Annotated in this window: 28 protein-coding genes; 13 read left to right on the top strand and 15 right to left on the bottom strand. The window is 61.6% G+C overall.

The features are described 5' to 3' along the window. The 4 genes from BP737_RS00835 to sugE form a co-directional block, all read right to left on the bottom strand. Window positions 1-186 (bottom strand): hypothetical protein (locus tag BP737_RS00835; protein ID WP_342685809.1); only part of this gene is annotated, 186 nt, incomplete at its 3' end. A 119-nt stretch (window positions 187-305) separates the two neighbouring features. Continuing rightward, a complete protein-coding gene (locus BP737_RS00830) occupies window positions 306-821 on the bottom strand; it encodes a cob(I)yrinic acid a,c-diamide adenosyltransferase (protein ID WP_292410957.1) in 516 nt (171 codons plus the stop codon). Window positions 822-845: 24 nt separating this feature from the next. After that, a complete protein-coding gene (locus BP737_RS00825; RefSeq protein WP_292410956.1) occupies window positions 846-1082 on the bottom strand; it encodes a hypothetical protein in 237 nt (78 codons plus the stop codon). 340 nt (window positions 1083-1422) lie between these two features. Beyond that, window positions 1423-1752, bottom strand: coding sequence for a quaternary ammonium compound efflux SMR transporter SugE (sugE, locus tag BP737_RS00820; RefSeq protein ID WP_292410955.1), 330 nt, complete (start codon window positions 1750-1752; stop codon window positions 1423-1425). Window positions 1753-1883: 131 nt separating this feature from the next. Between sugE and BP737_RS00815 the strand changes: the two genes are divergently transcribed. Beyond that, entirely contained in the window at window positions 1884-2111 is a 228-nt protein-coding gene (locus tag BP737_RS00815) for a ferredoxin (protein WP_292410954.1), read from the top strand. Between the two features lie 311 nt (window positions 2112-2422). Here BP737_RS00815 and BP737_RS00810 read toward each other — a convergent pair whose 3' ends face one another. Genes BP737_RS00810 through hxlB form a run of 3 tightly spaced genes read right to left on the bottom strand, consistent with a single transcriptional unit; the run spans window position 2423 to window position 5182 of the window. Continuing rightward, window positions 2423-3460 carry a M42 family metallopeptidase gene (locus BP737_RS00810; RefSeq protein WP_292410953.1) on the bottom strand — a complete coding sequence of 346 codons (1038 nt, stop codon included), beginning with the start codon at window positions 3458-3460 and terminating at the stop codon, window positions 2423-2425. Window positions 3461-3467: 7 nt separating this feature from the next. After that, window positions 3468-4574, bottom strand: coding sequence for a pyridoxal phosphate-dependent aminotransferase (locus tag BP737_RS00805; protein ID WP_292410952.1), 1107 nt, complete (start codon window positions 4572-4574; stop codon window positions 3468-3470). 8 nt (window positions 4575-4582) lie between these two features. After that, window positions 4583-5182: a 6-phospho-3-hexuloisomerase gene (gene hxlB / locus BP737_RS00800; RefSeq protein WP_292410951.1), complete on the bottom strand. Its 600-nt coding sequence runs from the start codon at window positions 5180-5182 to the stop codon at window positions 4583-4585. Window positions 5183-5711: 529 nt separating this feature from the next. Between hxlB and BP737_RS00795 the strand changes: the two genes are divergently transcribed. Together BP737_RS00795 and BP737_RS00790 are read left to right on the top strand one after the other, a co-directional pair. Continuing rightward, window positions 5712-8339 (top strand): ATP-dependent helicase, encoded by a 2628-nt coding sequence (locus BP737_RS00795; protein WP_292410950.1) that lies wholly within the window; start codon window positions 5712-5714, stop codon window positions 8337-8339. Further along, window positions 8336-9052, top strand: coding sequence for a metallophosphoesterase (locus tag BP737_RS00790; RefSeq protein ID WP_292410949.1), 717 nt, complete (start codon window positions 8336-8338; stop codon window positions 9050-9052). Before BP737_RS00795 ends, BP737_RS00790 begins: the two co-directional genes overlap by 4 nt. 479 nt (window positions 9053-9531) lie before the next feature. Here the strand turns inward: BP737_RS00790 and BP737_RS00785 are convergent, their stop codons facing one another. Continuing rightward, window positions 9532-9819, bottom strand: a complete 288-nt coding sequence (locus tag BP737_RS00785) for a putative quinol monooxygenase (protein ID WP_292410948.1) — start codon at window positions 9817-9819, stop codon at window positions 9532-9534. Between the two features lie 188 nt (window positions 9820-10007). Here BP737_RS00785 and BP737_RS00780 point away from each other — a divergent pair, with 188 nt between their 5' ends. Further along, complete coding sequence (locus BP737_RS00780) at window positions 10008-11162, top strand: PQQ-dependent sugar dehydrogenase (protein WP_292410947.1); 1155 nt, start codon at window positions 10008-10010, stop codon at window positions 11160-11162. Here the strand turns inward: BP737_RS00780 and BP737_RS00775 are convergent. The 5 genes from BP737_RS00775 to BP737_RS00755 all read right to left on the bottom strand — a co-directional run bounded on the left by BP737_RS00775 (window position 11143) and on the right by BP737_RS00755 (window position 16690). Next, the gene (locus BP737_RS00775; RefSeq protein ID WP_292410946.1) at window positions 11143-11748 is read right to left on the bottom strand and encodes a DUF2179 domain-containing protein; all 606 of its coding nucleotides are present in this window, start codon (window positions 11746-11748) and stop codon (window positions 11143-11145) included. The two genes, BP737_RS00780 and BP737_RS00775, sit on opposite strands and share 20 nt — an antisense overlap. Window positions 11749-12246: 498 nt before the next feature. Next, the gene (locus BP737_RS00770) at window positions 12247-12867 is read right to left on the bottom strand and encodes an ArsR/SmtB family transcription factor (RefSeq protein WP_292410945.1); all 621 of its coding nucleotides are present in this window, start codon (window positions 12865-12867) and stop codon (window positions 12247-12249) included. Next, a complete protein-coding gene (gene alaS / locus BP737_RS00765; protein ID WP_292410944.1) occupies window positions 12860-15604 on the bottom strand; it encodes an alanine--tRNA ligase in 2745 nt (914 codons plus the stop codon). The genes BP737_RS00770 and alaS overlap by 8 nt, the downstream gene beginning before the upstream one ends. Before the next feature lie 61 nt (window positions 15605-15665). Next, window positions 15666-15983 carry an SWIM zinc finger family protein gene (locus tag BP737_RS00760; RefSeq protein ID WP_292410943.1) on the bottom strand — a complete coding sequence of 106 codons (318 nt, stop codon included), beginning with the start codon at window positions 15981-15983 and terminating at the stop codon, window positions 15666-15668. Next, a complete protein-coding gene (locus BP737_RS00755) occupies window positions 15980-16690 on the bottom strand; it encodes a Nif3-like dinuclear metal center hexameric protein (protein ID WP_292410942.1) in 711 nt (236 codons plus the stop codon). Before BP737_RS00755 ends, BP737_RS00760 begins: the two co-directional genes overlap by 4 nt. 192 nt (window positions 16691-16882) lie before the next feature. Here BP737_RS00755 and BP737_RS00750 point away from each other — a divergent pair, with 192 nt between their 5' ends. The 4 genes from BP737_RS00750 (at window position 16883) to BP737_RS00735 (ending at window position 20921) form a co-directional block, all read left to right on the top strand. Continuing rightward, window positions 16883-18181, top strand: a complete 1299-nt coding sequence (locus BP737_RS00750) for a PEGA domain-containing protein (RefSeq protein WP_292410941.1) — start codon at window positions 16883-16885, stop codon at window positions 18179-18181. A gap of 123 nt (window positions 18182-18304) precedes the next feature. Beyond that, window positions 18305-19813, top strand: coding sequence for a homocysteine biosynthesis protein (locus BP737_RS00745; protein WP_292410940.1), 1509 nt, complete (start codon window positions 18305-18307; stop codon window positions 19811-19813). After that, complete coding sequence (locus tag BP737_RS00740) at window positions 19810-20208, top strand: 4Fe-4S binding protein (protein ID WP_292410939.1); 399 nt, start codon at window positions 19810-19812, stop codon at window positions 20206-20208. Before BP737_RS00745 ends, BP737_RS00740 begins: the two co-directional genes overlap by 4 nt. Then, complete coding sequence (locus tag BP737_RS00735; protein WP_342771868.1) at window positions 20205-20921, top strand: UPF0280 family protein; 717 nt, start codon at window positions 20205-20207, stop codon at window positions 20919-20921. The genes BP737_RS00740 and BP737_RS00735 overlap by 4 nt, the downstream gene beginning before the upstream one ends. Here the strand turns inward: BP737_RS00735 and BP737_RS00730 are convergent. After that, a complete protein-coding gene (locus BP737_RS00730; RefSeq protein WP_292410937.1) occupies window positions 20918-21310 on the bottom strand; it encodes a hypothetical protein in 393 nt (130 codons plus the stop codon). The genes BP737_RS00735 and BP737_RS00730 overlap by 4 nt on opposite strands. Window positions 21311-21444: 134 nt before the next feature. Here BP737_RS00730 and BP737_RS00725 point away from each other — a divergent pair, with 134 nt between their 5' ends. The 5 genes from BP737_RS00725 to BP737_RS00705 all read left to right on the top strand — a co-directional run bounded on the left by BP737_RS00725 (window position 21445) and on the right by BP737_RS00705 (window position 24449). Further along, window positions 21445-21723 carry a MarR family transcriptional regulator gene (locus BP737_RS00725; RefSeq protein ID WP_292410936.1) on the top strand — a complete coding sequence of 93 codons (279 nt, stop codon included), beginning with the start codon at window positions 21445-21447 and terminating at the stop codon, window positions 21721-21723. 1 nt (window position 21724) lies between these two features. Beyond that, window positions 21725-22249 carry a tRNA (cytidine(56)-2'-O)-methyltransferase gene (locus BP737_RS00720; protein ID WP_292410935.1) on the top strand — a complete coding sequence of 175 codons (525 nt, stop codon included), beginning with the start codon at window positions 21725-21727 and terminating at the stop codon, window positions 22247-22249. Continuing rightward, complete coding sequence (locus BP737_RS00715) at window positions 22246-23322, top strand: ATP-grasp domain-containing protein (RefSeq protein ID WP_292410934.1); 1077 nt, start codon at window positions 22246-22248, stop codon at window positions 23320-23322. The genes BP737_RS00720 and BP737_RS00715 overlap by 4 nt, the downstream gene beginning before the upstream one ends. A gap of 127 nt (window positions 23323-23449) precedes the next feature. Beyond that, a complete protein-coding gene (locus BP737_RS00710; RefSeq protein WP_292410933.1) occupies window positions 23450-23971 on the top strand; it encodes a transcription factor in 522 nt (173 codons plus the stop codon). After that, window positions 23964-24449 carry an HDIG domain-containing metalloprotein gene (locus BP737_RS00705; RefSeq protein ID WP_292410932.1) on the top strand — a complete coding sequence of 162 codons (486 nt, stop codon included), beginning with the start codon at window positions 23964-23966 and terminating at the stop codon, window positions 24447-24449. Before BP737_RS00710 ends, BP737_RS00705 begins: the two co-directional genes overlap by 8 nt. On the opposite strand, the gene BP737_RS00700 is transcribed toward BP737_RS00705, so the two are convergent. Next, window positions 24442-24945 (bottom strand): regulator of amino acid metabolism, contains ACT domain protein, encoded by a 504-nt coding sequence (locus tag BP737_RS00700; protein WP_292410931.1) that lies wholly within the window; start codon window positions 24943-24945, stop codon window positions 24442-24444. The genes BP737_RS00705 and BP737_RS00700 overlap by 8 nt on opposite strands. Window positions 24946-25000: the final 55 nt, after the last annotated feature.

Genomic DNA, 25000 nt, shown 5'->3' with positions numbered 1-25000 from the left:
AGGAGCCGTATCAGAGGTTTGACACCAGAGATCACTCAATTTTTCGCGGGGAGGCGACAGCATACTCTGAACTATAGGAATCGTCAGCCGCTGAAAACTTTTAGGATGACTTCCCAGATATCCAGGAATTTTCCCTTTTCCGACACGGTACTTGAAGATAACGCCGCTGAGACAACCTGCGCTCATGATAGATTCCATGATCCGGGACGCCGATGAGTTTTCTAAGAGAGATGGACACACGCACACATTGCGATACCATCCAAGAACAACCACATCTGCGCATGTTGCAGAGACACGGCGCTCCTTCAACGCTCGATACCCGGGCGGGCCTCTACCCCTTCATGGTAATAGTGTTTGACCTCTCTCATCTCAGTGACCAGGTCTGCGGCATCGATAACCTCCTGCGGAGCATACCTCCCGGTGAGCACCACCTCTACGCGGCAATCTCTCCTCCCCAGTACCTCGATGACATCGCCCGCCTCCAGGAGGCCGTAGAAGAGCGCCACGTTGATCTCGTCGAGCACCACCAGGCCGTATTCGCCGGACCGCAGAACCCTGTCGCACCGCGCAAGCCCCTCGCGGGCAGCCCTGAAATCTTCCTCCTCAGGGTCGCGGTCGATAAAACACCCGCGTCCGAACTGGACAATCTCAAAGTTCGGGAGGAATGCTCCTGCTTTCAGCTCGCTGGATTCCCTGTCCTTGATGAACTCGCCAAAGAACACTTTCTTGCCGGCACAGACGCACCGGAGCGACATACCCAGCGCCGCAGTCGTCTTCCCTTTGCCGTTGCCCGTGTAAACCTGAATGTATCCTCGCTCCATAAACAAAAATCCCTCCGGATTTCGTCAGGCATTCATAGGATCTGTTCCTCCTTCTGCCCGGATAAAGAGGAGGATCGAACAACCGGAAAGAACGGTTTTTCCGGCAGCGTACTCTTCGTCGGAGACGGTCGCCCACCAGGCAGACTCCTCCTCGAGCCACCGGTATAACGGCTCACACTCTGTCGCCCAGGCGGCGGCAAAGCCGGGACTCGAAGAGTTGGGGTTCTTGCACGGGATCTGCGGGAGAGAACTGCCGCCCATAGGGGCCGCACCTCCGATCGATGAACACCCGCTGTGATCGCCTCCCTGATCACCGCAGTAATCGTCTGTTTCACCGGGGCTATCGCTTTCATCGAACAGGCGGCGACTACTGCGCGCTCCTCCCGGCCACCGGTCAGATGAGTGAACCCCTCAGTGGACATCTGACCGGCTGCGGCCGGGAAGGACGATCATATTCATATTCCGTGGTCACCGGGCGAGAGACACACGACCTGTGAGAGAAACCTCTCTTCTTGCAGGGCAAAACGCTCAACCCGAACCTCCTCACGTAAGAGGCGCACGCACTCGAAACACAGGGCCTCGCCGGAGACCCGGGCATCCCTCAGGCCTCCGAACATAACCTCAGCCCCACGATACCCGAGACGATCAGGAGGATGCAGAGGAGGCGGAGGACGCTCCTGGACTCCCCGAAGAGGACGATCCCCGCGATGACCGTCCCGACCGCCCCGATACCCGTCCAGACGACATACGCAGTCCCGAGCGGAAGGCCGGAGAGCGACCGCGAGAGGAGGTAAATGCTCCCGGCCATCACGGCAAGGGTCACCACCGACGGCACGACCTTCGTAAACCCTTCGGTATACTTCAGTCCGATCGCCCAGCCGGTCTCCAGGAGTCCGGCGAAGAACAGGGTTATCCAGGCCGCATTCTGCATCCTCACCTGTTAGGCCGGACTGAAGATATATTTTGCCGTCACCCCTCCCCGCAGGGGAGAGACGCCCACCCCGGCCGTCACGTTTAAGAGAGAGGATGACCTTCTCCGGCAATAGAACGGAGGAATGAACCGTGGTGAAGATAACCATCGACAGACCGGGATGCGTCAGTTGCGAGTCCTGCTGGACGCTCTGCCCGGACGTCTTCGAACAGAACCCGGACGACGGCTTGAGCGAGGTTGCGGAGCAGTACCGTGTTGACGGCAACCTCGCGGAAGGCAAGGTCGCCGACGATCTTGCCGACTGCACGCAGGAGGCAGCCGACGCGTGCCCGGTAGCGGTCATCTCTGTCGAAGACTGAGGCGATCCGGGCCCCGAATAATGGTCATGCTTGTGGTTAAGGAAAAACTATATTCTATGGGAACTATGGTGGGTGTGCCTGAGAGTGGGATCACCTGGGCCCATCAAGGTGATGCAGGTGGTTCACAGACCAAGGCGGTTGCGGCTGTGAACAAAAAAACACCACATCATTGACCGGAATGCACCCGGGACGGAACCTATCTCTTGGGCACTCCAATTTTTCCGCAGGGTCTCTCCGATACGTGCTCGCCCGAACACAAAAGGCAGGCGCCCGTACCGCCACCCGGCCCTAAAAAAGGGTGGGCGGCCGCGTCAAAGCGCGGGTTTGCTCTTCAGCGCCTCGACGAGGAGCCGGATTCCGGCCTCGATATCGCCGGTATCGACGACCTCGACCGGAGAGTGGATGTAGCGGGCCGGGATCGAGAACGGGATGCTCGGAATGCCGCCCCGTTCGAGGTGGATGATCGTCGCATCGGTGTTGCCGCCGGTCCCGACCTCAAGCTGGTAAGGGATGCCGTTCTTCTCCGCGGTCTCCCGGAGCCACGCGGTCATCCTCGGGTCGGCCATGAGCCCCCGGCCGCTTGCGCTGACGAGGACCAGGACCGGGCCTTTGCCCATCTCGACGCTCGCGTCCTTCTTCTCGATTCCCGGGTGGTCGCCGGGAATGGTGACGTCGGTCGCGATCGCACAATCGGGGTTCAGGGAGTAGGCGCTCACCTTCGCACCCTTCAGCCCCAGTTCCTCCTGGACCGTAAAGACGCCGTAGACCGTGTGGGGCGACTTCGTCTGCTGCAGGGCCCGGATGAGCATCACGACGCCGACCCGGTTGTCGAACGCTTTTCCGGTGACGCGGTTGCCGGCAAGTTCGGTAAACTCGCGGTCGATGGTGATCGGGGTGCCGATCTCGATCCCGAGGTTCTTCACCTCCTCTTCGCTCGTCGCACCCACGTCGATGAACATATTCTCGATCTTGATCTCCTTCTTACGCTCGTCTTCCTTCATCACATGGGGCGGCTTTGCGCCGATGACCCCGGGGACCGGCCCCTTCACCCCGTGCAGGACCACCCGCTGGCAGTAGAGCACCGGCCCGAACCAGCCCCCGAGGGGGACGACCCGGATGAACCCCTTCTCGTCGATGTACTGAACCATCAGGCCGATCTCGTCCATATGAGCGGCGAGCATGATGGAGAAATCGTCGCCGCGCTTTACGGCGACCAGGTTGCCCATCGCATCCTCGCGGAACTCATCGACCGACCCTGCAAGTTCCGCTCTGATGATCTCCCTGATGTTCCCTTCTCTGCTCGAGACGCCGTAGGCGTCCGATAACTTCCTGAGTAACTCTTTTACCATATTTCTTCTACTCCATCAGTGTCTTTAGCCGCTCTATCGCCCGGGAGAGATTCTCCCGGGACGTCGCGTAACTGAAACGTGCGTGGTCAGGTGCCCGCGAACCGAACGCCGAACCCGGCACGATGATGATACCTGCTTCGATGGCCTTCCCGATAAGGCTTCGTCCCATCGGAACGAACATGTAAAACGCACCCTCCGGCCGGGGGAAGGTAAACCCAAGGCCGGAAAGCCCCGCGTAAAGGAGGTCGCGCCGTGCGCGGTACTCATCCCGCATCCGCACGACCGGCCCCTGGTCGCCGGTGTATGCCGCAAGCGCGGCATACTGCGAGACCGACGTCGCGCATGCCTGGGCGTACTGGTGCACCTTGAGACACTCCGGGACATAGTCCAGAGGTGCCGCAAGGTAGCCGACCCGCCATCCGGTCATGGCGTAGGTCTTGCTCGCGGCGTTGACGGTGATGACGTCCTCGCCGAAACGGCCCGCGCTGACGTGTTTTTTCTCGTAGACGAAGTGCTCGTAGACCTCGTCGGAGACGACGGTGACGCCCCGGTCGTTTGCGTACTCAACGAGCGCGCGGACCGACTCCTCGCTCTCGACGGCGCCGGTCGGATTTCCCGGGGTGTTCAGGACGAGGAGCCGCGCTCCGTCCATCTGCTCCTTCGCCTGCTCGACGTCGATATGAAGGTTCGCATCGAGCCCCATCCCCTCGGGCCGCCCTCCGGCAAACGTTGCAAGCGCGGCGTAGGAGACGAAACCCGGGTCGGGGACAAGGACACGGTCACCCGGATTTACAAGCGCCTCCATGGCGAGATGGAGCGCCTCGCTTCCTCCCGCCGTGACGAGGACCTGATCCGGCCGGTAGGCGAGCCCGTTCTCCCGCTCGAATTTTTCGCAGATCGCCTCGCGGAGTTCCAAGATCCCGGAGTTCGGAGTGTAACCGGTCTTTCCCTCCCAGATGGCGGCGATTGCGGCCGTCTTGATATGGTCGGGGGTATCGAAGTCCGGCTGCCCGATGCCGAGATTGATCGCATCCTGCCCCCCGGCATCGAAGAGTTTCCGGATACCCGACATCTCTACCGACCGGACCCGGTCGGCACACCTGTGTGCATTCATGCTACCGCTCACTCAATGTTTGCGTGCCGGCACTGAAGGTCTTCAGGCCTGCACTGGGTGATCTCCATCAGCCGGGATACGATTGCGTCCCCAAAGACCATGGCGGTTGTCTCGAAGATAGTGCCGAGCGGTGCAAAAGACTTGTGCTCGCCCATCATCTGCCGGATCTCGAACTCTGCCGACTCGTCGGCCACATTGTCCCGCTGGCTCTCGATGATGACGATGCAGTCGGCGATCCGGCCGATCCGCGACTCCTTCTTTGAGGTGATAAGGCAGACCCGCCCGCCGATCTCCTTTGCAGTCTCGGCGATATCCGCAACCGTCTTGGTCGCGCCGGACCCGGAGAAGACGACGATGATGTCGCCGGGCTTCATGGCCGGAGTCACGGTTTCCCCGACGACGAATGCCGTGAAGCCGAGGTGCATCAGGCGCATGGCAAACGATTTTGCAACCAGCCCGGAGCGCCCGGCGCCCATGGTATAGATACGGTTTGCGTTCAGGATCTCGTCCGAAAATGCATCGATCTGGTCGTCGGACATCACGTCCGCAATGGTCCGGATCTTGGTCGCCATCAACCGCATCATGTTCTTAACCGGGTGATCAGTCATCGTAATTCCTCTCTTACATTTCACGAGATCCTACATTAGAATATCTCAAATGCGCCGGGATGCGGAACAATTCCCGGGACCGCACCGGGAGAAGGGAGAGCCGTAAATTGACGAAAATTCTCCAGAAATACGTGTACCTATGGATGGTGACGGCTTTTCACGATTGAACGTCCCTCCGGTATCACGCACCTGCAACATCGCGCGTAAATGTGGGAACAAACGGTGGAACTTCAGCAATAGTCTCGACCTCCGTCTCTCACTTACTCCCTGCGGCACAAAAGCTATTCTTGGTCGACTGCAAAATATATTCAAATTCCAGCGCGGCGCTTTGATCGCAGAATCGGGATAAATGCTGTTTGAATTTTAATTTACGGCATTATTTCCCCATTTCATCATCCCAGAGCGCCGATGTCGGTTAATTCTCCTGCAGCGGGGACGGAACAGGGATAACACGTATCTGCCGCTCTCCGCATCGCGATGCGGGGCGGCGCACGAGCGTAAGATCAGGGACAGCAACAGGTGAAGAGAGATGGAGATACGGCCGGCGGGGCGAAACGGGCATTCGGATGAGGAGATCCTCGGTCTCCTCGACGAGAATTTGCGGGAATGGTGCATACGAAAACTCGGCGGACGGTTCACGCCCCCGCAGAGGATGGCGGTCCCGCTCATCCATGACAACGAGAACGTCCTCATCTGCTCGCCGACCGGGTCGGGAAAGACCCTCGCGGCGTTCCTTGCAATCATCGACAACCTCTTCGTCCAGGCACGGACCGAAGGCCTCGAGGACAGCGTCTACTGTCTCTATATCTCGCCGCTCAAGTCGCTCGCAAACGACATTCATAAAAACCTCAGTCTGCCGCTTGAGGGCATCCAGGAGATCGCCCGCGAGCGCGGGGTCGAGCACACGCCCATCCGGCACGCCGTCCGCCACGGCGACGTCTCGCGGGCCGGGAGGGCGAAGATAGCACAAAGACCCCCGCATATCCTCAACATCACCCCCGAGACCCTGGGCATCCTCTTAAACTCCCCGAAATTCCGTCGAAGCCTCCGGACGGTGCGGTGGGTCGTCGTCGACGAGATTCACTCCCTTGCGGGTTCTAAGCGCGGCGTTCACCTCTCGGTGAGCCTTGAGCGCCTGGAGGAACTGGTGAAAGAGACCGGCGGCAGGTTCGCGCGGATCGGGTGTTCGGCGACGATCGAGCCCCTCGCGGAGGTCGGGCAATTCCTCGTCGGCGCCGGACGTAACGTCTCGGTCGTCGATACCCGGTTTTCACGGGAGTTCGACCTCTCCCTCATCTGTCCGGTCCCCGACCTGATCGAGACCACTCCCGAAGACCTCTCGCGGCACCTGTATGCGGCCGTCCACCGTCTGGTCCAGGAGCACAACAACACGCTCATTTTCACGAATACCCGAAACGGAGCCGAGCGGATCCTCCACAACCTCCGGGTCCGCTACCCGGAGTATTACCGGGAGGAGAACACCGGGTGCCACCACGGCTCGATGGGGGCGGAGGGAAGGCTCGCCATCGAAGAAAAACTCAAAGCCGGGAAGGTGAAGGTGGTGACGACCTCGACGTCGCTCGAACTCGGGGTTGATATGCCCTATGTCGACCTCGTCCTCCAGGTGGGGTCGCCGAAGTCCGTCGCGGCGCTCCTCCAGCGGGTGGGGCGTGCCGGACACCGTCTCGGCGAGGTGGTGAAAGGCCGGATCATCGTCCTCGACCGCGACGAACTCGTGGAGTGCGCGGTGATCCTCCGGGAGGGGCAGAAAGGGTTTGTGGACCGGGTCCACATACCGGAGAATTGCCTCGACGTCCTCTCTCAGCACGTCCTCGGGATGGCGCTTATCGGGAGACAGCGGATCGGCGAGATGCTCGCGGTCTTCCGCCGGTCCCACTGCTACCGGAATCTCGAAGAGGAGGACCTCATGAGCGTCGTCCGCTACCTTGCCGGGGAGTACGCAGGGCTCGAAGAGCGGCACATCTACGCGAAGATCCGGCACGACCCGGAGACCGGAACGGTTCAGAAGCGGGGGAGAAACGCCCGAATGATTTATTTCTTAAACTCCGGGACCATCCCGGACGAGTTCTCCTGCGACGTCCTCACCCGGAGCGGGGTCTTTGCCGGAAACCTGGATGAAAAGTATCTCGAGCGGATGAACAAGGGCGACGTCTTCGTCCTCGGGGGACGACGCTACAAGTTCGCCTACCGCCGGGGCGGGAAACTCTATGTCGACCCGACAGGCGACCGCCCGACGATCCCGAGCTGGTTCTCGGAGAAACTCCCGCTCTCGTTCGACCTCGGGCTCCATGTCCTCCGGTTCAAAGAGAGGATGCTTCGCGCGATGCAGACGTTTGCGACGGAGGAACTCGTCGATGCGCTCCTCACCCGGTACCCGATCGATGAGAACAGCGCCCGGAGCATCTGCTCGATCTTCGAGCAGCAGGTGCGCTATCTGGGCGATCTAGCCGTCCCGACACCGGGCCGGATAGTCGTCGAAGAGCAGGCCGACAGGGAGAACCGCCGCCGGTTCTACTTCTTCATGACCAACTACGGGCTGCGGTTCAACGACGGGTTCTCCCGGATCGTCGCCTGCATGATTGCACGGGACGTGACGACGAACGTCTCGGTCGGGATCAGCGATACCGGGTTTTTAATTTCGGTCCCTCTGGAGAAGAAAGCCGACCCCGTGCGCATCCTTAGGGGCATCCGGGCCGATGCATGCCGGGAGATCTTAACGGAGGCCATCGGGAATACCCAGCTCGAGAAACGGGTCTTCCGGATCAACGCGGCGCGGTCGTTCATGATCCTCCGTAACTACATGGGCAGGAAGCGGAGCGCCCGGCGCCAGCAGGTGAGCGCCGATATGCTGATTGCGTTTGCAAAACGTCTTCCGGACTTTGCCGTGATGCGGGAGACCTACCGAGAGGTTATCGAGGACCGGTTCGAAGCGGAGAACATCCGGGAGATCGTCGACGTCATCGGTGCCGGCGAGATCGAGGTCGTCCTGACCCGATCCGCGTCACCAAGCCCGCTTGCGTTCGGGATTGCGACCCTCGGCGTCTCCGACGCGGTCTACGCACAGGACCGGCTCGCGATGCTCCGTGAGTTCCAGCGCCGGGTGATGAGCAGCATCGAAGACGGGGCGACGGCATGACCGCAGTCGGCGAAACCGACCTCCTCCGCCGGTTTGGCTTCTATAAGGGCGCCCTCTACGTCCGGGACCTCGGCCTCTGCGTCGTCTCCGACGTCCATATCGGTCTTGCCGAGACCCTCTACCGGCAGGGGCTCCACTTCCCGCTCCATGAGGAGGAGACGCTGCTCGACCGGTTCGAGGCCGTCCTCGATCGGTTCGGACCGACGGTCTTCGTCCTCGACGGAGACATCTTCCATGCCTTCGACCGGGTGAGCCGGGGAGTGAAGGAGACGCTCTCGACGATCCTTGCCGCCCTCCGGACGGAATGCGAGGTCGTCCTCGTCAGAGGAACGCATGACGCCATGCTCCCGGCGGTCGCCGGGGGGACGGTCGACCGTTACGACCGCGGCGGGTATACGGTGGTTCACGGCGACCGGGAGGTCGAGGACCACGGGACGCTCGTCATCGGCCACGACCACCCGGTGATCGAGATCGATATGGCGCGGTTCTCCTGCTTCCTCTACGGACAGGGCGTCGTGCACGGAAAAGACCTCGTTGTGATGCCGGCCGCAAACCCGCTCTCACCCGGCGTCGTGATAAATCACGCAAAGGGCCGGGACTTCCTCTCGCCCATTCTCCGCCGCGTTGATGCGGGCGGCCTGCAGCCGGTGGTGGAGGTCGACGGCGAGGCGGTGGTCCTCCCCCCGCTTGCCGGCATCCGGCGGTTTGCGTGAGGGCTTTCATCACAATGACAGGCCTGATGAGGTCGCGCGGCTTCTCCTTCATCGGGGGCAGGGCTTTTTCGAGGTTCTCGAAGCTCCTTAACCGACAGGTGAGCATCGGAGAGAGGTTGAGCCTGTCGGCCTCGATGAGGCTTGCAAGTTTCTCCATCCCCGGCCCAGTCGCCGAGCCGGGGTAGCTGACGTTCCCGATCTTCCCGCCGGGCCTGACCGTCCTGATCGCCTGTTCCACGGTACGCCATCCGTTCGCTTATCTGTAAACGAGGGGTTCGCGCGGGCCCCGTGAGCGCCCGGCTACGGGCCTGTGCCGATCGCTGCCGATCAACACAACGACCGGCACGATTGGCAGACGGGCATATGACTATGTTCTGTGTTGAGAATGCTGGAAATTTCACGAACCGGATGTCGCTTTAATCATGCAGGGAGAAAGAGAAGAGGGTGAGAAGAACTTTTCCGTTTCGGAAAAGGAGGGTTCAGGTGAGTTTTCGGTACTGGGCGATGTCGAGCGGACCGGTAAACAGGGGTCCCGCCTTCTCCACGAAGCCCAGAAAATGGGGGGTGGCGCTGTGAAAATCGATTGCGGCCTGGTCTTTCCAGACCTCGACAAATGTAAATTTCGTGGGGTCGGCGAGGTCTGCATAGAAGTTGTAGGACTCGTTCCCGGCTTCTTTTCTGCTCGCTTCGACGACATCGCGGGCGATCTCCACGAGTTCATCTGCCTTACCCGGTTTTACGCTGCATTTAGCAACAATGGTTATCATGGTCTGTCTCCTATGCCGGTTGGCGACATGGGTGATTCTTCCTGCAGAATAGATAAACCTACGCATCCGTTCGGGCCTCCGCGCGCCCGGCCAAGCGCCTGCACAAACATGAGCGACCAGGGCGGTGGCCCTCCGTGAGTAACGGCTATATCCACGCCCGTCATCCGGAGTCCTGGAGATGACTCCAGATGACACGCCGGATCGTCATTATTTTTGCTGCCGTTGCAGTGTTTAGCCTCCTTTGCATCGTCGTGGCCGTCGTGATGCCGCCCGGCGGCACCGGCGGCACCCTGCCGCTCGATACGATCACCCTCCCGCCGGGGTTTACCATCGATGTTTATGCCGGGAACGTCACCGGGGCGAGGTCGATGACGATCTCCCCAAACGGGACGCTCTTCGTCGGAAGTCGTGATCCCGGAAACGTCTACGCCATCCCCGACCGCGATGGCAACGGAAGAGGCGATGAGGTGATCACCATCGCAGGCGGTCTCGACTCCCCGAACGGCGTCGCCTTCCGGAACGGTTCGCTTTACGTCGCCGAGATCGGCCGCATCCTGCGTTACGACGATATCGAGACGGACCTCTCGAACCCGCCCGAACCGGAGGTGGTGAGCGACGCATTTCCCGATGAAGCATTGCACGGGTGGAAATTCATCGCGTTCGGACCCGACGGGAAACTCTACATTCCGGTAGGTGTGCCCTGCAACGTCTGCGACCCCGACGACGAGCGATTCGGCACCATCCTCCGGATGGACCCGGACGGGACCGATCTCGAGACCTACGCCCGGGGCATCCGGAATACGGTAGGGTTCGACTGGCACCCGGAGACCGGGGACCTCTGGTTCACCGACAACGGCCGCGACTGGCTCGGTGACGACGTCCCGCCCGACGAACTGAACCGGGCGCCGGAACCCGGGATGCACTTCGGGTTCCCCTTCTGCCACGGCTCTTCGATCCCCGACCCCGAGTTCGGGGCGGGGCGATCGTGCGAGGACTTCACGCCGCCGGAACAGGAACTCGGGCCGCACGTCGCAGCGCTCGGCATGCGGTTCTATGACGGCGAGCAGTTCCCGGAAGAGTATCGCGACCGGATCTTCATCGCCGAGCACGGGTCCTGGAACAGGGCGGAGCTGGTCGGCTACCGGGTGACGATGGTCACCCTCGACAACGGTACGCCCGCCTCCTACGAGGTCTTCGCGGAAGGCTGGCTCCAGGGCCGTGACGCCTGGGGACGGCCCGTGGACGTGCAGATTGCAAACGACGGTTCGCTCCTGGTCTCGGACGACCGGGCCGGTGCCGTCTACCGGATAACCTATCCGGAGGTCACTTCCCCTTCCGGATGACCCTGACGAAAGAGGGGTGAAACGGGGTCGGGCCCGGCGTGACGATCGGGAACGTCCCTTCGGCCGCCCGACGGACGTCCTCGATGGAGTAGAACGCCTTCGGATTAAACGTGTGGATGGCGTTCTCCACGTCCCGGATGTTCTTTCGCTTGACCACCAGGAAGAGGACCTTGCCGGGGCCCATCTTCCCCTGGGCGTCGAGGACCGTCACCCCGTAGCCGGCGGCGCGGAGGGAGTCGATGAGATTTGTTGCGTCCCTCTGGGTGATGATCCGGATGAGCGCAAGCCCCATCGCCAGCCGCTCCTCGACGAGCATGCCGACATAGTTTCCGGTGGCGAACCCGGCCGCATAAGCAAAGTAGTTGAGCGGATTCGTGAGGTTCTGAACGATCTGGCCGATGGCCACGATCCAGATGAAGACCTCGAAAAAGCCGAGGATCGGGGCGACCATCTTCATCCCCCGGGCGACGAAGATGATCCGCATCGTCCCGATAGTAACGTCACAGATCCGTGCAAAGAAGATGAATAACGGGACTATGACCAGGGAGAAGACCTCTGGGCCGATATCAGGGACGATGCCGAGCATAGATCATAGTTGACGAGCGGGATTATAATTTTTATCCATATACAAATATATGCTGGATGTCAAAAAATCCAGATGACCCGATTTACAGGATAATATACCCGGACGCGTATCGAACAGGTTAACGCAGAGCCCTGATGAACCCGGTCTTCTCCGGGCAAGGACCGGCATCGACCCCGCGAATACGGAGAGAACAACATCGCGAAAAAAACGTCGGATGACATATTCAGGGACGCATACCGGCGATTCCTTTCTATACAGATATTTCGACCGGGATCGCCATTGGATAACCTTATGGTAGCAGGCTCCTATCAGGCATAGTGTGGTGATAAACCATGCCAAAATGCTACAGTTGCGGTGCAGAGATCAACCCGAAAAAGACGCGATGCCCGAAATGCGGGGCAAAAGTTGAAGCCGGAAGTGGAAAACCCCAGAATGACGGAGTTGTCAGGGGGCGATGAGTAAAGACCCAAAACCCTTTTTATCATCCCGGACCCTGTTTCACTCACCCTGTTCTTTTTCCGCCCGATAGCGCCCGGAGGTGCGCCACCAGTAATAGACCTCGTAGACCATCAGTACGAGTAGCACCGCGCACGCTCCGAAGAAGAAGCCCATCACCAGGTCGTGGACCGACGGCACCCCGGCGGTATCGAGGGGGGCCCGAAGTGCCGAGAGTTCCTCATTGACGCCGGCAATCTTCGGTTCGGGCGACGACGCGTCCTGAAGGCCCGGCAGTACCGCCGGAAGGAACGCCAGAAGACCGAGGCTCGCGAGGACGACGATCCCGAAGAGCATCGTGTACTTCCGCAACACCGACCGGAGATCGCTTTCCTGAGGGGCGATGATGAACACCTGGTTAGCAAGGCCATAGACCTTCACCTCGCGTCCTTTCTCGCTCCAGCGGGTCGTCATAACCTTAAGGAGCCCGGCATCAAGGAGATTTTCGATGTGATAGGTGGCGGTGGTGATGGGGATCGCCATCCGCCGCGCAACCTCCGACGACGTCAGCGGCCCGGCACCGAAAGTCTGGATGACCGCATTCGCCGTCTGGCTCGCCATTGCCCGTGCGATCTTCTGCGCTCGTTCATCGCCCGGCTGAATAACGACAACTTCGTCAACCATGGAGTTCTTCAAGGATCCGGCTGCGCCCACGTTCGAGCGCCTCGTCGAGCCGGGAGGCATCCGTTCCGGCGCCCTGCGCAAGGTTCGGCTTGCCGCCGCCCCTGCCGCCGAGGATGCTGCAGACCTCCCGGACGACGTCGACAGCATTCACCGCCGATACGCCCGACGCCGCCACCACTTTCACGGTTCCGTCTGCCGATACAAAGAGCGCCACGCCACCCTCATCAGAGACGAGAGTGGCAAGCGCAACGAGTTCTTTCTGATCCGCATCCACCTGCCTGACGACAACCCTGACCCCGTCGACCGTCTCGCCGCCGAGGTGCTGCACCTGAAGGTCCACTACCTTCTTCTGGAGGCGCTCGATCTCCTTCTTCTGCTCCTTCCACTCCGAAAAGAAGCGTGCCACCGTCGCGGGCAGGTTCTCGGGCTGGACGCTCACCACATCGGCGGACGCCTGGAGGAGCCCCGCCATGTTCTGCACGGCGTGCACGGCGGCAAGCCCGGCAGCAAAGACCAGCCGCTCGACGCCGTCCTGAATGTGTTCAACGCCGACGACCCGGATAAACCCGATCTCCCCGGTTGTCCGGACATGGGTTCCGGCACACGCCTGGACGTCGCTCCCCACCTGCACCGTCCGGATATTCCGGCCCGGCGGAACGCCGCCCTGGTAGAGACCAAACCCGTACTTCTGCTCGGCCTTCGTCCGCTCCTCGACGTTGATATAGACCGGGGTATCGGCCATGACCATACGGTTCGCCTCTATCTCGATCCGCTGGAGTTCCTCGGGCGTGATATGCGTATAGTGCCGGATGTCCAGACGGGAGACCTCGCTCCCCTTCTGGGCGCCGGCCTGGTGCACGTGGGCGCCGAGCACCTTCTTTGCGGCGTACAGGAGGATGTGGGTCGCCGTGTGATGGCGCGTCAACGACAGGCGGCGCTCCTCGTCCACCACACCCTTCACCCGGTCGCCGCGCTTCAGGGAGCCGCCCGTGACCCGGTGGAGGATCACCTCGCCGATTTTTACCGCCTCCTCCACCCGCACCACGCTCTCGGACGTCACGAGGGTGCCGGTATCGGACGGCTGACCGCCGCCTTCGGGGTAAAAGAGCGTCTGGTCCAGCACCGCCACCCCGTCGAAGTAATCGAGCACCATCGCCTCGAACTCGACCTTGCCCGACTGCTCGTAGTAGAGTTTCTTCGTCGGGGGCAGGGATTCGGCCCGCTCGCGGTAGGGGGCAAGCGGGTCCTCACCTTTCGCCTCTTTCTGCGCTTCCGAGTGCATATCGGCGATCAGCGAGTAAAAGTTGTCGGGGATCTCCACGACGGCCCCCTCGGCGGCAGCGACGTCCTTCACCACTTCGGGCGGAATGCCGTGCGAGTCGTAGAGGGTGATGACCTCCGAAAGGGGAACCCGCGCACTCTTTGCCTTGTAGTTCCGGGCGATCTTCTGGACGATCCTGGTCCCGCGCTCGAGGGTGCTTGCATACCTCTCCTCCTCGTTCGCCACGATCTCGCGGACCACGGCGACGTCCTGCCCGAAGTTCTCGGTCCCCACGATCTGCATCTGCGCCTCCACGAGGTCCGCCAGGTCCTCGTCCATCGAGAGATCGTTCATCATCCGGAGCGTCCGGCGGAGCACGAGCCGGGCGAGATACCCTTCCCGGACATTCGAGGGAACGATGCAGTCGCCGAGCATGTAGGCGAGGCAGCGGGTGTGGTCGGCGACCGAATAGACCTTCTCGATCGGGACGACGATCCGCTCCAGCCGCTCCACCGGCACATCGATCGCCTCGGCGACCTTCCGCCGGAGGTTGTAGAGATTCGTCCCGGAGATGTCCATCACCCCGGCGAACCGGGCGCTCAGGCCCATGATCTTCGTGAACTCCGGGTTGTCGAGGAGGTGCTCCAGATGAGACGAACGCATCAGGCGGCTTACCATCTCCGGGAAGACCGCGTCGTAGATCGTCGGCGAACCCTTTGAGGCCCAGACGAACCGCTCAAGGCCGTATCCGGTGTCCACGATGTTCAGCGGCATCGGGTAGTAAGGCACTCCGTTCACATCGACGGGCGGCTGATCGGTCTTCTGCCGTCCGAGGTTCATGAAGACCAGCGTTGCAACTTCGAGGCCGCCGATGAGTACCTCGACGGACGCCCCGGCGTTCCCGCCGCCGAACCAGGGGTGCTCCTTATAACTGACACGGGTGGGGTCGCCCCCGATAGACGCGATGAACTCATCGCAGAGAGCGACCGTCTCGTCCTTCCAGTAGATCTGCTCGCCCGGGGTATTGAAAGCATGGTGCGCCATCATCTCAAAGAGCGTCAGGTGACGCCCCGACCTGCCGACGGAGTCAAGGTCGTTTAAGCGGATGCAGGGCTGGGAGATGGTCAACGGGTTCGCCGGCGGGGGAACGACCCCGCTCGTGACGAACGGCTGAAAGTCGGCGATGGATGCGATGGTGAGGTAAATATCGTCCCTCCACCGTGCGGCCACAGGGTATCGTTCGAGGCGTGTATGGCCGTGCCGCTCAAAGAACGAGAGGAACGCCTCCCGCATCTCATCAACGGTATGGGGCTTGAAGACCGGGTTGCCGATGAAGTTATACGTCACGCACGGTGCGTCGCCGCAAAACTCCTGTTCAGGGTCCCGGGTCCAGAAGGCCGCCCCGCAACTCTTGCAGACCTTCCGTTCAAATCCCTGAGATCGGAAATAATCGAGCGTATATTCTTCTTCGAGCATTGGAAATCACGCAGCATAATCTGGTATGATTGTGACCGATATAGTTGTTTGTGCAGAAAGTTTAAAGTTTCCATGTGTCCTGGTACCAGAGATCGTAGGATTCGTATAATCCCGTCCGCTCGGCGATACGTACCGCAAGGATGTGCCAGCATTCGCGGCCCCGGAAGAGAAAGTCGCTGCAGGTGCAGAAGTCGTCTTCGACGATGTACTCGTTGCTGCGTCCCACCACGATGAAAAAGTCGCGGTAACGCTTCACCTGCCCTTCGTCGACGGCTCTGAGCGCCTTGCTTCCCCGCTCCCCGTAGATACGCTCGATGCAGGTGCGGAACTCCGGCGTCAGCGCCCGGGTTTGCTCGATCTTCTGCCAGATGCCGCTCATGGAATTACCACTACGTGTGGCGGATCAGGGATATAATGCCATCCCATACGGGAGGCAAGGGCTTCCATGGCGGGTGCTTCGAGCGCGTAGTGAGTGGCTTCAAGGCAGGGTATGGGCGATGCACGGGCCACATGGTGCTTCAACTCCGCCGAGAGGAAGGCTTCCGCTCCGAGGTCGACGGCCTCCCGGATCAGGTCAGGGTCAAACCCGCTCCCCCCCACGACCGCCAGGCGCCGGATCGTCCCGGTCTCCCCGTAAACCCGTATTCCGCCGCCGGAGAGGCGGCGGGCGATCTCGTTCGCATCGAGGGAACAGTCGCCGACGAGGCCGACGGTCATCCGCTCCGTCCGCGAAAGACCGAGTCTCGCGGCCAGGAGGTCGTTGACGCCGCCTTCGGCACGGTCGAAGTTCGTATGCATGACATAGAGGTTCGTGCCGGTAGAAAGGAGGGTTCGGAGCAGGTGCGACAGAGGACCCCTGACCGCGGAGATCGGGTTCCAGAGAGGCGTATGGTGGACGACCAGCATATCCGCGCAGGCAAGAACGGCAGCGTCCACCACCCGCTGTGTTGCGTCGAGCGCACAGCAGACGGTCCCGATCTCCTCCTTCCCCTCGACGACGAGACCGATCCTCCCGTCATCGAAGTCTTCGGCCAGTTCCGGCGGAGCGATCCGCTCCATTGCGGCGATGAAGCCCTCGATATCCATGAGAATACCATGGGCATCATAGAATAAAAGGTGAATGGGGTATCGGACGGGGCGAGTTCGCAATTATTTGAACGTTTCGCAAACGCATCAACGAAAAGAGAGAATATCCCCTAAAACCGGTAGATATCGAGTATATCATATGGAAATGATTATCATCAAAAAAATCGACATTTGTCTATCGGAGATAGAGGCATGCTGAAAAACGTTATCACTGGAATGATGCTCCTCGTCCTCTGTGCCGGCATCCCCGCCGTCGCTGCAGGTATCGGAGGAGATGAAGCATGGTACCGCGTCCACTGCAACATCGACGGTGCGGACGTGTATTTTGACGGACACTATCAGGGTACCACATACGGAGGAACGATCAATGTCCCGGTCTACACAACCGGGACGCCGTACAGCACCATCCGGGTCGAGAAGAACGGCTACCAGACGTATTCCGGCAGCCTGCCATCGAGCCCCGCGGCGGGCGAGACCGTGGACGTCTACGCGACGCTGCAGCCGGTCCAGACAGTCGGTTCGATCTACGCCACATCCAGCCCTTCCGGCTCGGCGGTCTACCTGAACGGAAACTACCGGGGCGTAACGCCGCTCACGATCGATGGCCTCAGCCCCGGCACCTATTCGCTTGAGGCCGAGCAAACTGGCTACCAGTCCGACCAGACCACCGTCACCGTCAGGTCAGGACAGCAGTCGAACGTTCAGTTCACTCTGAAGCCGGTCCAGCAGCACGGTGCGATCACCGTCACTTCCAGCCCGAGCGGCGCGTATGTCTACATGGACGGAGTCTACAAGGGACGGACGCCCCTGACGCTCAACAGCGTCTCGGCAAAGAACCATAACATCGAACTTGATCTCGCCGGCTACTATGACTGGGCGACAACCGTATCCGTGACCTCCGGCGTGACCCGTTACGTCGAAGCCCGGATGGCAGCCATTCCCTCCGAAACTACCGGGGCTATCGACGTGGTCTCCTACCCGGCAGGGGCAAATGTCTACCTCGACGGAAATCTTCAGGGACAGACCTCCCCGTCCGGAGGATTTACGATCTCGAACGTTCAGGTCGGCTCCCATACCCTGAAAGTCGCTCTCGGCGGATACCAGGACTACACGACATCGGTTACCGTCAGCAAAGCGACCACGACCCATGTCAGTGCAGCCCTCCAGCCCGCCTCCGGAAGCGCAACGGGCTCCATTGAGGTCACCTCTTCCCCCTCCGGCGCCGGGGTCTACATCGACAACGCCTATAAGGGCGTCACCCCGCTGACCATTGACGGTATTACCGCCGGCACTCATGCGGTCAGGGTGGCGCTCGCCGGTTACAACGATTGGTCGACCAGCGTCCAGGTCGGTTCCGGAAGCACCGCATCTGCCTCGGCCTCGCTTGAGGCCGTGCCGAACCCGACCGCGAAAGCAGGCATGGCGCCCTTCGCCGTGGTGGGAGCGCTCGGCGTCCTCGGGCTTTTCGTGGGCCTGCGGAAGCGGAACTGAAACGACAGAATTCACCTCTTTTTCGGCCCGGATTGATCCCGTAACGGAATGAACCGTAATCGGGTGCATATTACTAAAAGTAATAATCAACACTTATAAATATTCTAAAATGAATAAAGGCTCATGGAAAAGTCCCTCGACCTCATCAATGCCCGGATACGAGACGGCAGTGTACGAGTTGTCACCGCCGACGAGATGCCGGCCATTGTCGACGAATTAGGAGAGGAAGGGGCACTGGAGGAGGTCGACGTCGTCACGACCGGGACGTTCGGGGCAATGTGCTCCTCCGGCGCATTCTTCAACTTCGGGCACGCCGACCCCCCCATCAGGATGGAGCGTATCTGGCTCAACGATGTGGAAGCATACGCCGGCATCGCGGCGGTCGACGCCTACCTCGGTGCAACAGAGGAGGCTGAAGACAGGGACCAGCCCTACGGCGGCGCCCATGTCCTTGAGGAACTCGTCTCCGGAGGCACTGTTGAACTGCGGGCAACCTCCCACGGGACCGATTGCTACCCGCGCCGGAGCGTCACCACGGAGTTGCTGCTTGAGGACATGAACCAGGCGATCATGGTAAACCCGAGGAACTCCTACCAGCGCTACAACGCGGCGACGAACGCCACCGACAGGACGCTCCACACCTATATGGGGACGCTCCTCCCGCGGTGCGGCAACGTCTCCTACTCCGGCGCAGGGACCCTCTCGCCGCTCGCAAACGACCCGAACTTCCAGGTCATCGGGAGCGGCGTCCCGATATTCCTTGCCGGTGCGGCTGGCATGGTCGTCGGCGAAGGCACCCAGCATTCGGCGGGGAGCAGCTTTGGTACGCTGATGGTGACCGGGGACCTGAAACAGATGCGGCAGGAATTCCTGCGCGCAGCGGTGATGAACGGCTACGGCGTGACGCTCTATCTCGGCGTCGGCGTCCCGATACCGGTGCTCGATACCGGGATCGTCCGAAGCACCGCGGTGCGCGACGAGGATATCCTGACCGACGTCATCGATTACGGCACACCCCGGCGGGACCGGCCGGCGCTTGCAAGGGTCAGTTACGCCGACCTAAAGAGCGGGTCCGTTGAGATCGGCGGTGAAGCGGTCAGGACGTCGTCGCTCTCCAGTTACCGGAAGGCACGGGCGGTGGCGCAGGAACTGAAAGCCTGGATAGAGGCGGGAAAGATGGAACTGGCCCTCCCCACCCGGCGGATCGACCCGGCAAAACGCGTAAAGCCCATGCGGGAGACGGCCGCGATCCCCCGCGTCCGCGACATCATGAACCGGGAGGTGATCAGCATCACGGAGGACGATGAGATCCGGGTTGCGGCAAAACGGCTGCTCCGGGGCGAGACGAACCATCTCCCGGTCCTGGACGGCAACGGCACGCTCTCCGGGATCATCACCACCTACGACGTCTCGAAGGCGGTGGTGTACGACGGGCGGTTGAAGAAGGTGAAAGACATCATGACCCGGCAGGTGATCCGGACGACCCCCGATGAGCCGGTGGATATCGCCGCCCGGAAACTGGAGCAGAACAACATCAGCGCGCTTCCGGTGGTGGATGCGGCGAACCGGGTGGTCGGCATCCTCTCGGCGATCGATCTCGGGAAGCTCTTCGGCGGGAGGCGGCGGCAATGAAACTCCTGCTCGCGTTCTCGCGGAAAGGGAAGGCCGACCCGGGAAGGGAGCCGGTGATCGCCCGCGTGGTGAAGGAGACCGGCGTCCTCATCAACGTCGAGAAGGCCAACATCGACTCGATGGCAGGGGAGGTGCTGATCGACGTCCCCGATACGGATGCGGACCGAGTCCGGCGGCGCCTCGAAGAACTGGGGGTCGCGGTCCGCGCGATGGAGAACGCCGTCACGCTTGACGAAGCCGAGTGCGTCGACTGCGGGGCCTGCATCAGCATCTGCCCCCAGGAGGTCTTCTCCTTCGACGGAGAGTGGCGCCTCCATGTGCGGCCCGAACGGTGCGTCCTCTGCGGCAGGTGCATCCAGGCATGCCCGCACGGCGCCCTCTCTCAACAGGGATGATTCGGGAGCACTTCGAGTTTCGGCAGACGATCGCGACGATCCTTGCCGACGACCCCCGGCAGATTGCGGCGGCCAAAACAGGCATGATGACCGCCCGGCAGGAGGTCGAGCGGCAGGTCACTCGCGATCCCTATTTTTCGGCGACGTTTGAGCCGTACACCCCGAAATCCCCGGAGAAGACGGCCGGCCGCATGGCGCGGGCCGCTGCAGGGGCGGGGGTCGGCCCCATGGCGGCCGTGGCGGGCGCCATCGCCGAGGCTGGGGTGGAGGCGATGGTTACGGCCGGCGCGTCGTTCGGCCTCATCGACAACGGGGGAGATATCGCCCTCGTGAGCGACCGGGAGATAAAGGTCGGCGTCTTTGCCGGCGCATCTTCCTTAAGTGGAAGGATTGCGTTCCGGGTCCCGCCGGAAAAAGAGATCCTCGGCATCTGCACATCATCGGCTACGGTGGGACCGTCCATCAGTTTCGGCATCGCCGACGCCGTGACGGTGTTCGCCCACGATGTCGCCGTCGCGGACGCCTGGGCGACGGCGGTCTGCAACCGGATTACGCCGAACGACACGTCGGTCCTCGACGTCCTCCCGGGAACCGGCGTCTCTGGCGTTCTTGCCGTCATCGGCGACGCGGTGATCCGCTGGGGAGACCTTCCCCCGGTCGTGCGGGCGAACGTGGACGAGCGGCTGATCACGGCCGGACGGCCGCCCGTCTAGAAGGATTCGTCCAGGTACCGGACCAGTTCGGCGTATGCCCGCTCTCCTTCGAACCGCGCGAGCGTCGTCTCGCCGTCGGTGAGGATGAGGAACGGCCTCCCGTCCTCCACGCCGAAAACCACCTCGTAGATATCGAACTCCTCGATGACGATCCCCCGGGCGAGGTCCGATGCCGCATGGAGTTGCAGCCGCTCCAGGATCAGGTCGTCCGGCGTCTCCCGGAAGTAATAGTAAAAGACCTGATAGGCGTTGAGGAAGTCGGAGGAGAGCAGCGCTCCCCGGGTCTCTCCGTCAAGCGTATCGAGTCGCTCCGCGAGAAGTTCGTCGTCGTCGTTGCTTGCCTCAAAGAGCCTGTCGGCAAGGTCCGCCAGTTCCGCATAATTGACCATACTCGGTTCCCACCGTATCTTCCGTCGCGCCCGATGCCCGGCGAACAAACCGCACGGATAGCGGCATGCAGAGCCGGAACGGTGCAGGCGGCGCATGAATAACTATATCGGTCTACCCGGAAAAAAGAATAGGTGTGCGTGAGGAAGATCTGGACTGGGCCATATACCACCGGATTCCCGAAACCGGGGGCGTTACGGTCGAAAACCTGGTAGCAGCCACCGGTTTCGAAGCCGATGCGGTCACGAGATCGCTTGAGCGCCTTGAGCGCTATCTTCTGGTCCGTCGGTCCGGGGAGACGGTGCGGCTCCTCTCCATCCAGGAGTCGCTGATCGAGTGTCAGTGCCGGTATGCAAAGGAAGAACTTCCGTTCGTCATCGAAAACGGCGTTGTCAAGGCAAAGAGGAGGGAGTGACATGCCGGAAGTAGCGGTGCTCAGGATCGGGCATCGGCCCGAACGCGACCAGCGGGTGACGACGCATGTCGGGCTCGCGGCGCGGGCGCTCGGGGCACGGGGGATGTACCTCGCTGCAGACGACCGGGGCGTGGTCGCCAGCATCGAGGACGTAGCCTCCCGGTGGGGAGGAGATTTTTTTGTGGAGAACAACGTGGCGTGGCGGCGGTGCATCAGGGACTGGAAGGCGGGCGGCGGCAAGGTCGCCCACCTCACGATGTACGGACTTCGGATGACCGACGTCATCGACGAGATCCGGAGCCAGGAGCGGGTGCTCGTCGTGGTCGGCGCGGAGAAGGTGCCGGGAGAGATCTACGGCCTCGCCGACTACAACGTCTCGGTGACGACCCAGCCTCACTCCGAGATCTCAAGCCTCGCCCTCTTCCTCGACCACCTCTATGAGGGAAAGGAACTCAACCGGGAGTACCCGGATGCAAAGATCCGGATTGAGCCGACAAAGGCGGGAAAGAGAACGGTGGAGACGTGAAGGGTCGGGTGCTGGTTGCCGGGTTCGCCACGCGGCACATCGCTCAGTCGGCCCGCCGGGCCGGCTACACGGTCTACGCCGTCGACCACTTCTGCGACCAGGACCTCACCTGGTGCACGGACGACTGCCTCTCGTTCGACGACCTCACCGACCTTCCGGGAAAGATCGCCGAACTTGCCGCCCGCCACCCGGTCGACGCGCTGGTCGTCGCTTCGGGCGCCGAGACCATCGGGACGACGATCCCGATCTGCGGCACACCGCCCCGGAAGGTAGAGCGGTTCCTTGACAAACTGGAGATCCAGCGGTTCTTCGAGAGGCTGGACGTGCCGATCCCGCCGCTTGCCGAAGACGGGCGGTTTCCGGCGATGGTCAAGCCGCGCCGTGGAGCGGGGGGATGGAGGAACACGGTCGTGATGAACAGCGAAGAACTCCGCCGATGGAAGGAGACCTGGCCGGACGTGCCGTATGTTGCGCAGCAACTCGTCGACGGGGTCCCGTCGAGCGTCTCCTGCGTTGCCGACGGTCGGCGTGCGCTGGCCGTCGCCGTCAACCGGCAGATCCTGCGGGGCAACGGCGAGAGCGCGCACGGGTTTGCCGGGTCGGTCACGCCGTTCGCCCACCCTCTCGCCGGGGAGATGATCGCGGCGGCCGAGCGGATCGCTGCTATGAGCGGGTGCGTGGGCTCGGTCGGGGTCGACTTCATGGCGGGGGAGAAACCCTGGGCGATCGAGATCAACCCGCGGTTTCAGGCCACCCTGGACACGGTCGAGGCGGCAACCGGAACGAGCGTCTTTGCCATGCACATGGACGCCTGCCGTGGGGTGCTCCCGGAGACGAGGCCGAAGGTCGGGCGGGTTGCGATCCGGCGGATCCTCTTTGCGGAGCGGGATATGCGGCTTGATGCCGATCTTTCGGCGCTTGCACCCCGCATCGCCGATATTCCATGGCCCGGCACCGAGTTTGAAGAGGGGCATGCCCTGGTGAGCGTCTACGGATGCGGGAAAACGGAGGCGGAAGCCTCCGTGGACCTTGAGAAAAACATCGGGGCGGTCCGGAGGATGACCGGTGAGTGAGCCCCGGGCACGGGCTCTCCGGCCCCTTCGACGGGAAAAGAAGTTAAAGATTGAGAGCAGAATATGGTGCGCACCGATCCCGAAACCGTAACTATTATGCAATACCTGACTATGGGGAGATTTTAGCATGGCATCCGTCGCTGAACTGTTAAACAATCCGGCGATCAACGCATACATCCTGCGCATGATCGGAGAGGAGGGTATCGAACTTCTCAGGCGGTTCCCCGAAGAAGGGGAACACAGTGACGAGGAACTTGCCGAGATTACCGGAGTCAACCTCAACACCGTTCGCCACACGCTGTACACGCTCTACGAGAAGCGCCTTGCCGAGTACCGGCGGCTGAAGAACGCCGAGACCGGGTGGCTCACCTACCTCTGGCATCTCCGCCTGGACCGTATCCACGACGTACTCGAAGAAGAGATCCGGGACGTGCTCGAACACCTTGATGTCCGGCTCGCCTACGAAGAAAAGAACGACTTTTACATGTGCAAGAACTGCGGCGCCATCTACACCTTCACGGATGCGGCGAACTGGAACTTCGAGTGCCCGAACTGTGAGAAGATGCTCGAACATTTCGACAATGAACTCATCGCCACTGCTCTCAGAAGAAGGGTCGACAAGATCAAGGAGAGCCTTGGAAGTGCGTGAGCAGGACTGTATCGACCTTCTCAGGCGCGCCGGGTGCTCCGAAGGCGTCATCGCGCACTGCAGGGCGGTGCGCGACCTTGCACTCGCCTATGCAACCGATCCGATCGTCGACCGCGACCTGGTCCGGATTGGTGCCCTGCTCCACGATATCGGCCGGGGAGTAACGCACGATATTCGCCACGCCGAGGTGGGCGGCGAGATATGCCGCTCGTTCGGTCTTGACCCGGGCGTCGTCGCCATCGTCGAGCGGCACATCGGTGCCGGGCTGACGGCCGACGAGTGCTCGCTCCTCAACCTGACGCCGCGCGACTGCATTCCGCAGACGCTCGAAGAGAAGATCGTCGCCAACGCGGATAACCTGGTGAAAGGGACCCGCGTCATCACCATGGAGGAGCGGCTGGGGCAGGCAATCGCCCTTCCGAGACGGCAGAGAAAGCGGATCTGCCGACTGGGGCAGGAGATGGAACTCTTCAGATAACCAGCCGCTGCACCTGCGGGAGCGCCCGCAGGTCTTCATAGACCGACGCCGGGACCCGCGACTCGTCCACGATCATCACGAGTCTCGGCTCTTCTGCGAGGTATGGGTCGGTGACGAAGATCTGGCGGATGGAAAGGTCGTGGTCGACAAGAACTTTGACCGCCGCGCCGACGATCCCTTTTTGATGTGCATCTTTCGGGTAGAGCGTGATCACCGAGAGGCCGAGGACCTCGGAGACCAAGGAGAGGTCTGGCACCGCGCGCATCCTGATGAAAAATTCACGCAGCCCGGGATTTTCAAGGATGCGGCGGGCGGTGGCGTCGACGACCCTGCGGTCGGTGTCGATCGCCCTGCCGATGTGCGTGTTGGGGATCTCGATGTCGTTACAGACAATGCGTCCCTCCTCATTGATGCCGAACCCGTTCTCAAGCATAAAACGGATTACCCGGCCCTGGGACGGTGAATCGGCAAACTCCCGTGAAATGTCGGCCCACATGCGGAAATGTTGGGACGGAACGCATAAATATACACCGAAGGCGCCAGCGGACGGC

It is taken from the genome of Methanoculleus sp. UBA291 (genome assembly GCF_002499755.1).
Taxonomy (GTDB): domain Archaea; phylum Halobacteriota; class Methanomicrobia; order Methanomicrobiales; family Methanoculleaceae; genus Methanoculleus; species Methanoculleus palmolei.
The sequence above is the reverse complement of the archived record's forward strand: the minus strand, read 5'-3'. Positions and strand labels throughout refer to the sequence as shown.